Origin of the sequence: Flammeovirga yaeyamensis (genome assembly GCF_018736045.1) — a bacterium.
Lineage (GTDB): Bacteria > Bacteroidota > Bacteroidia > Cytophagales > Flammeovirgaceae > Flammeovirga > Flammeovirga yaeyamensis.
In genome coordinates this window covers 3,757,121-3,768,984 of record NZ_CP076132.1, presented here as the reverse complement: position 1 = coordinate 3,768,984, position 11,864 = coordinate 3,757,121, and the positions used below count along the sequence as shown (strand labels likewise).

Here is an 11,864-nt window from a genome sequence, read left to right as displayed (position 1 = left end):
GAAATTCAAAAAATGATGCTGTTAAAATGCTGCACCAATGTTTTATGATTGTTCAATTACGTTATTTGATTAATAATGAAAACATTCAAAAATGTAATAAAAATACTATTAACGGTTTTATTTTTTTATTATCTAAAACCAGATTATGGGTTAAGTTATAATTCAAAAAGGGAAGAATTAGGCGTGCCAGTTATACCAAATGATTGGGAGTGTAAAGGAAAATTTAGTTGGAATTCACAAAAATGGACTAATAATGATACTATCGAAATAAATTCTGGAAATTATCATGGGTTCAAGCAAATTCAAAGTGATTATGGTATTCTTTCAAGAGAGATAGATTATTTTTATTTTAATCAAAATGAAACAATAAAAACTACAATAGGAGTTAGTTATGAATATAGTGATGTAGGTTTATGGGATATTGAATTAATGGAATACTATGAATTACCAGATTCAATTAAAAAATATGATAATGAAATAAAGGTGATTAGATCAAATAAATTAAACTATGATGAATTTCAAAGCATTCTTAATATGAAAAATATTAATATTAAAACTGTTTTATAATTGTTCTCAACTGATTTAAAAATTAAACCTATATAAAATAAAAAAAGTGGAAGAAATACTAGATAATTAAATGAACATTAAGATGATTTTTCAGAAGATGAAGAGAAGCTTTATCAATCACATTTATGGTAGATGAATGGTTTGATTATTAGAACTAACTTTTGTTTAATAGAGCTCAAAAAGAAAATCAATACCAATAATAATAATCACTTCAGTCTACTTTTTATTCTAAACCCACCCAAACCTTATACAAGCTTCTCATCTTCCCCAAAAAATACTATATTGTAATTTGTACTGAATAACGAATAAATAAAATAATATGTAGTTTACTCGATCAATTAGTTACTCGTCAACTTTCTTTTCCCTAATTAAAGTAAGTTAAATATATTGTAATAAACATTAACGAGTTCATCGAATAGACGACTAACAGGGTTAATACTAATGTATAACCTACCTCAAAACAAAACTGTATGAAATTATTATTTCTATATCTTACCACCCTACTTTTAATAAGTCAAGTTGCCTTTTCCCAAAATTGGATGGGAGATGCAATGCAACAATCTCAAAATGGAGAAATAGATAAAGCAATAGCATCTTTTAGTAAAGAGATCGATTTCAATTTAATGAACGATATCGCCTACTTAGAGAGAGCGAAATTATATATTTCAAAAGGGGAATATGATAAAGCAAGTGAAGATGTAGATCAAGCATTATCTCTAAATGCGGTGCATCCGGCAGGTTATTATTTAAAAGGATACATCGACCTAGCCAAAGGTAAAAATGCCGATGCAATTAATAATTTCTCAGCAGCTATTGATTTAGATGAAAATTACATCAATGCTTATGTTTTTAGAGCAGAGGCCTATTCCAATATTGGCAACATGCCTAAAAGTTTAGCAGATTTTGATACAGTTTTAAAATTAGAGCCAAATGTAGGAATGTACTATCACAGAAGAGCGTTGGTAGAATTCCGTATGGGTAAAATTGAGGAAGCCAAACAAGATTTTTCAAAAGCAACATTATTTGAGGTAGGATTAATTGATGCTTATACCCACTTAGCTGAAATCTATGTACAACAAAACAGTTTTGATTCAGCAATTGTAGTGATTGATAAAGGATTGATTGTAAATCCAGATAATATCAAATTATTAAGCTTACAAGGAGATACTTTTGTGCATGCCTTAAATTATGAAGATGCCTATTTTGCTTACAATAGGGCTATCCAAATTCAACCGAATTATGCTTATGCTCATTGTAGAAGAGGAGAGTTGAATATAAAAACAGGTAAGCTACATCAAGCAGAAAAAGATTTTGATAAAGCCGTTAAATTAGCTCCTAAATATAGTTATGCTTTTTATCAAAGAGGATTATTGCATGCGTATCAAAAAAGATATGTATCTGCAATTTCAGACTTTGATTCAGCATTGATTTATACTCCTAACTATTATTCAGCTTTACTAGAGAAAGCAAAATCTAATCTTGCTATCAGAGAATTAGATGACTGTATAGCTACTCTCGAAAAAGCCAAAGAAATCAATCCAAATGAGGCTTACTTATACACGATTTTAGGTAATGCACATTTAGCCAAGAAAGAATACAAAGAATCACAAGAGGCATTCTCAAAAGCCATTGCATTATCACCTAAATATGGGTATGCATTACAGCAAAGAGGGTATGTTAACTTCTTGTTGAAAGATTTTGATTTAGCGTTAACCGACTTAAATCAATCCATTATGCTATCTTCAAACACTGCTAAAGTATATTCATACCGTGGAGATGTATATATGGCGAAAGGAGAATTTAATAAAGGAATGAAGGATTACTCAAAGGCACTAGCTTTGTATCCTGACTTTTCATACGTACTACATCAAAGAGCATGGGCATTCATTAAGAATAATCAATACGATGAAGCTTTGCATGATTTCCAAAAGTTAGACAATATCGGTAAATCAAAATATGTAGACCTTTACGGTAAAAGCGTAGCCTATATGGAAAAAGGGATGTTGATCAAATCAAATGATGTACTTGAAAAAGCCATCAATAAATATCCTAACTATTCTTCTGCTCACTTGTTATTAGGTTTCAACTATGCAGTGATGGGGAATAACGCAAAAGCACAACAAAAAATCATAGAGATTGAAAAGCTTCAAAAAGATACACCAGAACTAATCGGTGTAAAAGGTATTGTGGCTTACAATCAGAAGAACTATAAGAAAGCATTAAAATGCCTTAACTCGGCTATCAAATTAAATCCAGAGGATAAACGTTTGGTATATTTCAGATCTTTGACATTCTCTAAATTAGGCAAAGAAGAAAAAGCACAGAAGGATTTGGAGAAAGCGACAGAACTTGGGTTTGTGGTAAATGATGGGCTTTCTGTTACATCGCTAAAATAAAGAAGTTTATTATTTTTAAAATATTATCAACGAGATGGAGAAATCTGTCTCGTTTTTTTATACAACAAAGAATTAAGGAACTAAGGAACTAAGAAACTAAGCGGTTTTGCGAAAACCTAGAATTTTCATTCTGCGGATGTTATTTAAGGTAATAGGGAATAAGTAATAACTAATAGGGGCAAAACTGGCGCAAATGTTAAGCGTAGCGACATTTGTGCCTAAAGACGTTAGAGGTCTCCCGACCTCGATTTATAAATTAGGATAAAGAAGTTAGGAATTAGAAGTGAGGAACTAAGAGTTGCTGAATTTACGCTCCCTCTACATTACGTGGGCACAAGTTTGGAAACATGCTCTAGTCATCAAAAAAATCTTATTTAAACCCGTACTTACTACCCCCACGAACCATCTAACATTTCACGTTTTTCACTTTTAACTTTTCATTTTTAATTCCCCCCTCACTTCATGTTTCGGCGAAGGAATATCCCTTTCCATCATCGAAGGAGTCGAAGAAGTATAATTCGAAAGTAGCTCTAAAGCGTTGTTAGGAATTTCGTCAAGTTTGTCATCAGATGAAGTATTTTTGTTGGAATAGATAAAAAACACAGATCCACCTTTAATAGTATTGATTACTTGTTTGTGATCTTTATAGGATAGGGCAGGGCACCCGAAACTACGTCCGAGGTAACCATTTTGTTGTACGAAAGTTTCCGATACATATTTGGCAGGGTGGATAACAATAGCTCTTTCTCTAGCTTTGTTGTTGATGTTTTTTTGTAATCCATCTAACTTTAGAGATAGGCCATACTTACCAAAATAGGTTTCTGATGCTTTAAAAAAACCACAGCTCGATTGTTTAGAGTTCAAAATGTTGCTGAAGTTATCAGCATATAAAGTTCCTGAATTTCTTCCGTGAGCCACTAGAGTGTTCATTAATAAAACTCCTCTTTTGATATCTATAATGTATAAACGTTTGTTTGTGGAAGGCTGTGAGAAATCGACAATACTTAGAATTCGGGTGTTTTTTATTTCTCCTTTATTTAAAAGATTTAAATATCCTGTTAATCCTTTTGCAAAAGCTTGAAAAGATAAACCATAATCTTGTAACTTCGCCTTTTGATATAACGAAAGAATTAATTCATTGGTGGTCTCACCAACGTGAGCTTCTTTGACTCTATCAGTAGCAGTTGTGTTAGTAAAATTAATGCATAGCAGCGTGATCACTATGATTAATGATTTGAAACTGAAGTCCATTTGTTAAATCGTTTTTTCTTTTAGTTATATCGTAAATGTACAAAATGTTATTAGTATTATTATTGATTTATGTTAATAACTGATTATCATATACATATATTTAACAGTTTAAAGACCTAAGGTCATGACAGAATTTACTTCCTTAAAGTAATGATGGTAATTTTATTATGACAAGAATCTTATACTATGTAACTTTTGTTTTTTCTTTGTAAACTATTTATACCTTGGATTTAACCAGATACATATCAACTTTAATTACAAGTGCTTTAAAGTTCCTTTTTGGTCCTATTGTAGGCTACGGAGCTGGTTTAACTATTGTAGAAACCACTATTCTTACCATTGTAGGAATGATGATTACAGTAGTTTCACTTACTTATGCAGGTACTGAGGCCAGAAAAAAACTACTTTTATGGTTAAATAGAGGTAAATCAAAAAAGCTATTTACTAAGAGAAACCGTATGATTGTTCGTATTTGGCAAAATTATGGAATGAAAGGAGTGGCATTTTTTACTCCAATTTTATTTGGTCCGCCCATAGGTATGCTCATCGCTTTATCTTTTGGAGAAAAAAAGAGAAAAATCATCACTTATATGTTTATGAGTGCCGTATTTTGGGGGATCATAATGAATATAGCTATCTTTTACTTTGGTGAATATTTTGGGTTTTTAACCGAAACAGAAGTATCTCCAAATAATTAATTAGAACAAACAACAATGGCTTTTGATTTTCATAAGGACAAAGAAGTCTATTTTAATATACAAACTGATAATGCCAATAAATATGTACTTCCATTTATTGAGCAATCGCTAAAAATTACACCCAATTTAAGAGTACTTGAGGTTGGATGTGGTGAAGGTGGCGTTCTGAAAGCCTTTTTAGAAAAAGGATGTTTTGGTGTAGGTGTTGAACTCAGCATGCCTAGAGTGGAGTTAGCCAATGTTTTTCTAAAAGACTTTATTGATAAAGGTCAGGCACAAATTATTGGTAAGAATGTTTATGATATTGATGTAGAAAAAGATTTCGGAGAAAAATTCGATTTAATTGTTCTTAAAGATGTCATCGAACATATTCCTGATCAGGAAAAAATTATCCATTATTTCCGTTCCTTTTTAAAAGAGCACGGAAAAATCTTTTTCGGTTTTCCACCTTGGCAAATGCCTTTCGGAGGTCATCAACAAATTGTTGAAAGCAAATTGCTATCAAAACTACCTTACTATCATTTATTACCTTCTTTTCTTTACAAATTCATTTTAGATAATGGAGATGTGAGTAAAGGGTTGGTAAAAGAACTGATGGATATAAAAGCCACGGGAATTTCTTTAGAGCGTTTCGAAAGAATTTGTAAACGTCAGCAATTTAAAGTGAAAGAGAAAACTCATTATTTTATCAATCCTATTTATGAGTATAAATTTGGATTAAAACCAAGAAAGAAGATTCCTATTTTAGGAGATATACCTTGGGTAAGAAATTTTGTAACGACTTGCGGGTTTTATTTAGTAGAAAAATACTAGAGGAGGCGTTTAGTAAAATGTCCGTACATTTTACATAGGTAAAATAACTGTACATAATATCAACTTGGAAAGTTCGTCTTTGTATTCTCTATAACGAACGTACTAATACAAGAAAGGACGTTTCAATGAAACGTCCTTACCTAATGATACTATTTATAACAAGTAAGCTCTATTGCAACTGTACTTACTTGGATATAAAAAGAAAAAAGACCTAGACAGTAATACTGCTAGGTCTATATCTTAATTCACTATAATTTAATAACCCTGATTTTAATCTTTGATTACTCTACTGGAAGGAATGCGCCTGAAGCAACATTATACTCCTCAGATGTAATAATATTTTGAGCACCTTCTGCATCACTTGAGTGATAGAATTGTGCTTGTAATTCATACATACCTGCTGCAGATGGTGTAATAGTAGCAGAAAGGTTTACAGTTTGTTCACCTGCAATTTCTGGGATTTGACCAATTAAGTCAACAGTTACAGTTTCATTAGTTTCAGCATAAGTGAAAACTAATTGAGGTGTTTCGATTGTACCTTCAGGGATATATAAGGTAGTTTCGATAACGGCCTCTTCTCCAATTGTGAACATCTGTCCATCTTCTACGTTTGTGATGTCGATTGTTGCAAATTCTGGAGTTGCATCTACTTCGTCGTTATTGTTTGAGCATGAAGCAAAAACGACCATAGCGATGAAAAGTGCAGATAAGTTGTGTAAAAATTTCATTATATTCTCAGTTTTGTTTTTATGATTAGGTGAGCATTTTATTGTTTTGCTCTAAACACAATACTGAAAACGGCAATGTTTTGGTTTGGATTTACTAATTCGGTCGTAATGTTTACCAATTTTGTCGGATGATATTAAAAATGTTTAATTCGCTTCGATCCCCTTAATTCTGAAGGTGTATACCCATAATATTTTTTGAAAGCACCTGTGAATTTTGATAAATGACTATAACCCACTTCTTTAGAGATGTCACCAATTAAATCATCGGTACTTCTTAATAAACGGTGAGCATCCATCATTCTATGGCTGGTTATAAATGAGAAAATAGATTGATCGAATACTTTTTTAAAATCTTCTTTTAGTTTAGTCTCTCCAATACCGAATTTTAAAGCAATATCCTTGGTAGTAGGTATATTGTTATAATCGCTCAAGATATAGTCTTTAATCTCGAAATATTTTGTGAGGGTTTCTTCTGAAATCTTATTCTCTAGCTTCTTTTTTTTATGTTCAAATAGCTTTATCAGAAGTTTACCCATTAATTGTAGACCTAGTCCTCCAATAATAGCATTTCTTCCAATTGTCAGTTTTTGTGCATGAAACAGTTCTTCAACAATACTTTCCAGTTCAGTATTACTTTCCTCGTAATAGTTTTGGTTTAATAAGTAATCTATAAACTCATCAGAATCTTTCTTATTAATATTGATAAGTGGACCTATTTTGTCCAAGTCCATCCTCATGCCAATCCAGAACATTTCTTCATCTTTATCAATGTCAATAAAAACATCCTTCTGATTCTGACGAAGCATGATATTGTATTTTACACCTCTAGCCCCTAAATGCATTTCATCACTAGCATAATCACTAATTTTTATGCTAGAGTTTTTTCTCATGAATAATATAAACAATTGAGTAGTTTCGGATTCATTCGTATCCTTTACATATAGATCTTGTGTTATATGACAATAATTAATACTTAATTGAAAAGGTGCTCCTATATCAAAATACTCTAGATACATCTGTCCAATCTCAGGATCATTCAATATAAATTGACGCTCAAGAAGTTCTCCTCCAAGGTCTTTTTGAAGTTTAGAATACGTTCGATCGAAACTTGTAGAATCGAAATACAAGATTCTTTTATTATCTTTTTTCATAGGAAAGGATGAAAACTTTTGGTGAGGTTTTGATATTCTTCCGAGTAATCGTTGTTGTGATTCGCTCTTATATAAAAAGGTTTTCCTTCTATTTTATTATTGATGGCTTTTTTCTGTAAAGCAATCAATAAACGTTTCGCTTTTTTGTGAGCATTATGATGGACAATTCTTAAATCAGAAATATTTAATTGATGTAATTCTGCTAAAGAAATAATTTCATCCAAAGCCTCGATAGGGTAGACCATACAAAATGTTCCATCGTTAGAGAGTAATTTACTTACCTTTTCGATTAACTGATGTAAACTAAGACTATCTGTGTGTCTAGCTAGATTACGTTCTTTTGTTTCTGCTTTTAATGCATTTTCAAAATAAGGTGGATTGGAAACTATTAAATCAAAAGAAGTAGAAAAAGCAGCGGTTCTAAAATCACCTATTTGAGCATCAAGTCGATTACTCCAAGGACTATTCATAAAGTTTTCTTTCGATTGTTCGAAGGCTCCCTCATCAATATCTATCCCTGTCACTTCTGCATCTTTAAATCTCTGTGCTAACATCAAACTGATTAATCCAGAACCACAACCAATATCTAATACTTTTGGATTTTCCATAGAACTTGTTGCCCAAGCACCTAACAGAATGGCGTCTGTTCCAATTTTCATTGCACATTTTTCCTGATTCACAGAAAACTCTTTAAACTGAAATAAGGCGTACTTACTCATCAATTTGAAATTATAAAACGAACTACATTTTCAATATCCCAAAAAACAAATTTAAATCCTTTATTCCATTCTTATTTTTTGAGGAACTTAACAAAGCATCAAGAATTTGAAATGAAATTTAAATTATAGGATTTTTTAAATCGATAGAATATTTCCGAGTTATAAGGTTTTGTTAAATAGTTTGATACGTTATTATTATTATTTTTGCAACCGAATGCAGTGACTAATTCGATAAGGACATCTCGTCTCATTATCAAAATTAACTTTCACCAAATTCAGAATTACTACTTAACTATATGCTAGAACAATAACAATTCTAGTGATTGTAAATAAATCAACAGTCAAAATAATGTCTACTACAAAATTATTTCCTATTAAAGGAAAAGTACAAAACTATGCTTGGGGCGGTGCCAATTTTATTCCTGAAATGATCGGTATTGAGAAAGAAGATCAACCATATGCAGAATATTGGATGGGCGCACATGATAATGCTCCAGCGAAAGTGGGCGATGATCAATTCTTAAATGAAATGATTAAGTCTAATCCAGAGGCTACTATTGGTAAATATATTAACGATAAATTCGGTCGTTTACCTTTCTTATTTAAAGTTCTTGATGTTAAGGATGTGCTTTCAATTCAAGTACACCCTACAAAAGTAGAAGCTGAAAAAGGTTTTGCTAGAGAAAATGCTGAAGGTATTCCTGTAACAGCCTCTCATAGAAATTACAAAGACGATAACCATAAACCAGAAATTATGGTAGCGTTAAGTGAATTCTGGTTATTACACGGTTTCAAACCAAAAGCTGAATTAAGAGAGACATTAGTGACTGTACCAGAGTTTAACGACTTAGTAGAGATCTTTGATGCCGAAGGTTATTATGGTTTATACAAAACAGTAATGGAATATTCTGCGGAAACTATTAACGAAAAACTTCGTTCGTTGGTTGACCGTGTGATGCCATTATATAACGAAAATAAAATTGAAAAATCTTCTCCTGATTACTGGACGGCTAAATCAGTAGCTTTAAATCCAGAAGGAGCAGATTTAGATAGAGGTATCTATTCGATCTACTTCTTTAATATTGTTAGAGCAGATATCGGAGATGCTATCTTCCAAGATGCAGGTTTACCACACGCTTACATGGAAGGTCAGAATATGGAATTAATGGCCAACTCTGATAACGTATTAAGAGGAGGTTTAACACCAAAACATATTGATGTACCTGAATTATTGAAGCACGTTACTTTCGAGGAAACTATTCCTAATATTATGAAAGGTGAACTTCAAGAAGATGGTTTCGAAAGAATCTACAAATCTCCAGCTCCTGACTTTGAATTAAGTAGAGTAGCTATTTCAGCAGGTGATGATTACAAGAGCGTAGCGAAAACAGCTCAGATTATTATTGTTTCTGAAGGAGAGGCGACAGTGACGGAAGGAGATACTTCTGTAATTATTAAGAGAGGAGAAGTTGTTCTTTTATTAGTAGATGCTGATTATACAATTACAACAACAGATAAGGCCGTTTTATTTAAAGCGACTGCTCCTGTAGCGTAATTATATTTTTATATACAGTATAAAGGGTTGAATCAAAAATTATTCTCGTATTTGGACGTTGTAGTAAAACGTCCATACAAGACTAATAATATGATTCAACCCTTTTTATTAAAGCTTATGCAAAATGTCCTTCATCTTCTCAAATCGTTCAATCATGTTACCATTGATGAGGTGATATACTCCATAAGTATTTTTTAATTCTTCTTTATAGCTTTCTAGTAGCTGTTTTCTAGTTTCTATGTTTGGTGTTTCTCTGTATTCATCATATTCCCATGGCAGATCGACATCCATTAAAAATACAGCATCAAATTTTTGTTGGTCTAAATGATCTAGAATCCAAAAATCACATTGTTGATATTTAAATTCCGACCATACTTTGATGACTTCTAAGCCAGTATCGCAGAATAAAAATCGATTGGCCAATTCGAAGTTGATATTCTGAATCTCAAATTGCTTTTTAGCGATAACAACCAAATCTTTTTGTACATATGGCCGGTTTAATTGCTCAAGATAATCTCTTGCATATTCATTCACCCAAAGAGTGTCGTACCACTCTGCAAGTTGATGAGCCAACGTACTTTTCCCTGTCGATTCAGGACCGGTGATCAATATTTTTTTTACTTCTGAATTGTGCATACGTTAAACAACACTAATCTAAATTAGGTTGTCAGCTAAAATTGAATAGAATAATAGTTACAGTACTTAGAAAACTGTTTTTGTTAGTTTAAAATTCCAATAAACATATTAAATGTTACTTATTATTGGCAGAAACTCATCTGTTTCTGCTAAATGTTCAATTTTAAGGGGAACTGACAAGCTGATTTTATTATTAAAAAAATTACATTAAAGTCTGTAGATATTGCTTCAATTCGTGATCGGAAGAAGTTTTATCTTTTAGTTGTCGTAGTTGATAAGTAGATTTCTGAAACTTCTCTTTCATAGCCAAAGAATGTTTTCGAATTCCATTCCCATGTAATCCGGTATAGTTTGAAAAGACATATTGCTCTAACTTACTATGAAGAAACTCTTCTTTTTCACGATCTAAAGTATCAGATTTAGATTGCAAGGATTCCAAAATATGCTCTATTTCATGTTGACCAATATTTATTGCATCTGCAACGTATTTCTGATAAAAAACGATGAGTGTAAACAGGTCGTTGTTATTTTTTGCTTTAATAATTTCTGACATCTTAAGATGCCTATCCTGTTTTACATTATCGTCTTGTACCAAATCAGGATGCAATTTTTTTGCCAAGGCTTTATAGATTTTATTTAAAGAATCGATATATATAGTTGTACGCTTTGTTACTGATTTTTCTTCTTCTTTATGCCTTTTTATGGCCTTGTTTTTTTCTTTTTCTATTAGAATCGGGGCGATTTTTTTTTCGTAGAATGCATCCACTTTATCTGGGTTTTCTATCAAATACTCCCAATCCTGAGCAGTAATATAATCTTCTATATTGTCGATTGATCTTGATCTGAATTTTAATTCATATAGTATACTTTGCTTCAACTCTTTCATCAATTGAGATTTACTTCTACTGTGTTGATTACTTTCTATAGATTGATAATATTCCGGGATTAAGCGGTGAACATTAGTTTCATAAACATAAGGAGAAGATAAAGCAGACATCATTAAATTTTGAGTAATTAATTGATAGATCTCGAATTGCTTATTACTTAGAGTGGTCGTCTTTTTGATAAAAAATAAATGCTCTAAAGTAGATTTAATTTGTTCTATATAGGTCTTATGAGAGGTACTAACAAACTGATTATATTCCTTTAAAAGTGATTTAAAATCATTATAAAGTCGTTTATTTCTTCTGTTTTTCTTTTCAACCTCTTGCCATAGCTTTGTTAATTTGTCGGTAGGAGTCTTAGGATTTTTCTTAGGTTTTCGATGGATGATTTTATCAAATACTATTAATTTATCTTCTTTCATTGTAGAAATTCTTAATTTTACGACACATACCTAAAATACAAATA

The 11,864-nt window shown here is 31.6% G+C and carries 11 protein-coding genes; 5 read left to right on the top strand and 6 right to left on the bottom strand.

Annotated elements, in window-relative coordinates; all coding sequences use genetic code 11:
* The first annotated feature begins 75 nt into the window (after positions 1–75).
* Both KMW28_RS14815 and KMW28_RS14810 read left to right on the top strand, forming a co-directional pair.
* The gene (locus KMW28_RS14815) at positions 76–567 is read left to right on the top strand and encodes a hypothetical protein (RefSeq protein ID WP_169665235.1); all 492 of its coding nucleotides are present in this window, start codon (positions 76–78) and stop codon (positions 565–567) included.
* Between the two features lie 470 nt (positions 568–1,037).
* On the top strand, positions 1,038–2,963 hold the full coding sequence (locus KMW28_RS14810) for a tetratricopeptide repeat protein (protein WP_169665234.1): 1,926 nt from the start codon (positions 1,038–1,040) through the stop codon (positions 2,961–2,963).
* Positions 2,964–3,392: 429 nt separating this feature from the next.
* Here the strand turns inward: KMW28_RS14810 and KMW28_RS14805 are convergent, their stop codons facing one another.
* Complete coding sequence (locus KMW28_RS14805) at positions 3,393–4,214, bottom strand: murein L,D-transpeptidase catalytic domain family protein (protein WP_169665233.1); 822 nt, start codon at positions 4,212–4,214, stop codon at positions 3,393–3,395.
* A gap of 224 nt (positions 4,215–4,438) precedes the next feature.
* Here KMW28_RS14805 and KMW28_RS14800 point away from each other — a divergent pair, with 224 nt between their 5' ends.
* Both KMW28_RS14800 and KMW28_RS14795 read left to right on the top strand, forming a co-directional pair.
* The gene (locus KMW28_RS14800; RefSeq protein ID WP_205958210.1) at positions 4,439–4,912 is read left to right on the top strand and encodes a hypothetical protein; all 474 of its coding nucleotides are present in this window, start codon (positions 4,439–4,441) and stop codon (positions 4,910–4,912) included.
* Between the two features lie 15 nt (positions 4,913–4,927).
* Complete coding sequence (locus tag KMW28_RS14795; protein WP_169665232.1) at positions 4,928–5,725, top strand: class I SAM-dependent methyltransferase; 798 nt, start codon at positions 4,928–4,930, stop codon at positions 5,723–5,725.
* A 281-nt stretch (positions 5,726–6,006) separates the two neighbouring features.
* On the opposite strand, the gene KMW28_RS14790 is transcribed toward KMW28_RS14795, so the two are convergent.
* From KMW28_RS14790 to KMW28_RS14780, 3 genes are all read right to left on the bottom strand, one after another.
* The gene (locus KMW28_RS14790; RefSeq protein ID WP_169665231.1) at positions 6,007–6,453 is read right to left on the bottom strand and encodes a hypothetical protein; all 447 of its coding nucleotides are present in this window, start codon (positions 6,451–6,453) and stop codon (positions 6,007–6,009) included.
* Between the two features lie 134 nt (positions 6,454–6,587).
* Complete coding sequence (locus KMW28_RS14785; protein ID WP_169665230.1) at positions 6,588–7,604, bottom strand: helix-turn-helix transcriptional regulator; 1,017 nt, start codon at positions 7,602–7,604, stop codon at positions 6,588–6,590.
* The gene (locus tag KMW28_RS14780) at positions 7,601–8,323 is read right to left on the bottom strand and encodes a tRNA1(Val) (adenine(37)-N6)-methyltransferase (protein WP_169665229.1); all 723 of its coding nucleotides are present in this window, start codon (positions 8,321–8,323) and stop codon (positions 7,601–7,603) included. Before KMW28_RS14780 ends, KMW28_RS14785 begins: the two co-directional genes overlap by 4 nt.
* Before the next feature lie 349 nt (positions 8,324–8,672).
* On the opposite strand from KMW28_RS14780, the gene manA reads away from it, so the two are divergent.
* A complete protein-coding gene (gene manA / locus KMW28_RS14775) occupies positions 8,673–9,878 on the top strand; it encodes a mannose-6-phosphate isomerase, class I (protein ID WP_169665228.1) in 1,206 nt (401 codons plus the stop codon).
* Positions 9,879–9,986: 108 nt separating this feature from the next.
* Here manA and KMW28_RS14770 read toward each other — a convergent pair whose 3' ends face one another.
* Positions 9,987–10,514, bottom strand: a complete 528-nt coding sequence (locus KMW28_RS14770; protein ID WP_169665227.1) for an AAA family ATPase — start codon at positions 10,512–10,514, stop codon at positions 9,987–9,989.
* A gap of 202 nt (positions 10,515–10,716) precedes the next feature.
* Positions 10,717–11,820, bottom strand: coding sequence for a hypothetical protein (locus tag KMW28_RS14765; RefSeq protein WP_169665226.1), 1,104 nt, complete (start codon positions 11,818–11,820; stop codon positions 10,717–10,719).
* Positions 11,821–11,864: the final 44 nt, after the last annotated feature.

Excerpts from the sequence above, each read along its gene's own strand:
- KMW28_RS14790 (WP_169665231.1), bottom strand. The coding sequence starts at position 6,453 with ATGAAATTTTTACACAACTTATCTGCACTTTTCATCGCTATGGTCGTT.
- KMW28_RS14780 (WP_169665229.1), bottom strand. The coding sequence starts at position 8,323 with ATGAGTAAGTACGCCTTATTTCAGTTTAAAGAGTTTTCTGTGAATCAG.
- KMW28_RS14765 (WP_169665226.1), bottom strand. The coding sequence starts at position 11,820 with ATGAAAGAAGATAAATTAATAGTATTTGATAAAATCATCCATCGAAAA.
- manA (WP_169665228.1), top strand. The coding sequence starts at position 8,673 with ATGTCTACTACAAAATTATTTCCTATTAAAGGAAAAGTACAAAACTAT.
- KMW28_RS14785 (WP_169665230.1), bottom strand. The coding sequence starts at position 7,604 with ATGAAAAAAGATAATAAAAGAATCTTGTATTTCGATTCTACAAGTTTC.
- KMW28_RS14815 (WP_169665235.1), top strand. The coding sequence starts at position 76 with ATGAAAACATTCAAAAATGTAATAAAAATACTATTAACGGTTTTATTT.
- KMW28_RS14795 (WP_169665232.1), top strand. The coding sequence starts at position 4,928 with ATGGCTTTTGATTTTCATAAGGACAAAGAAGTCTATTTTAATATACAA.
- KMW28_RS14770 (WP_169665227.1), bottom strand. The coding sequence starts at position 10,514 with ATGCACAATTCAGAAGTAAAAAAAATATTGATCACCGGTCCTGAATCG.
- KMW28_RS14810 (WP_169665234.1), top strand. The coding sequence starts at position 1,038 with ATGAAATTATTATTTCTATATCTTACCACCCTACTTTTAATAAGTCAA.
- KMW28_RS14805 (WP_169665233.1), bottom strand. The coding sequence starts at position 4,214 with ATGGACTTCAGTTTCAAATCATTAATCATAGTGATCACGCTGCTATGC.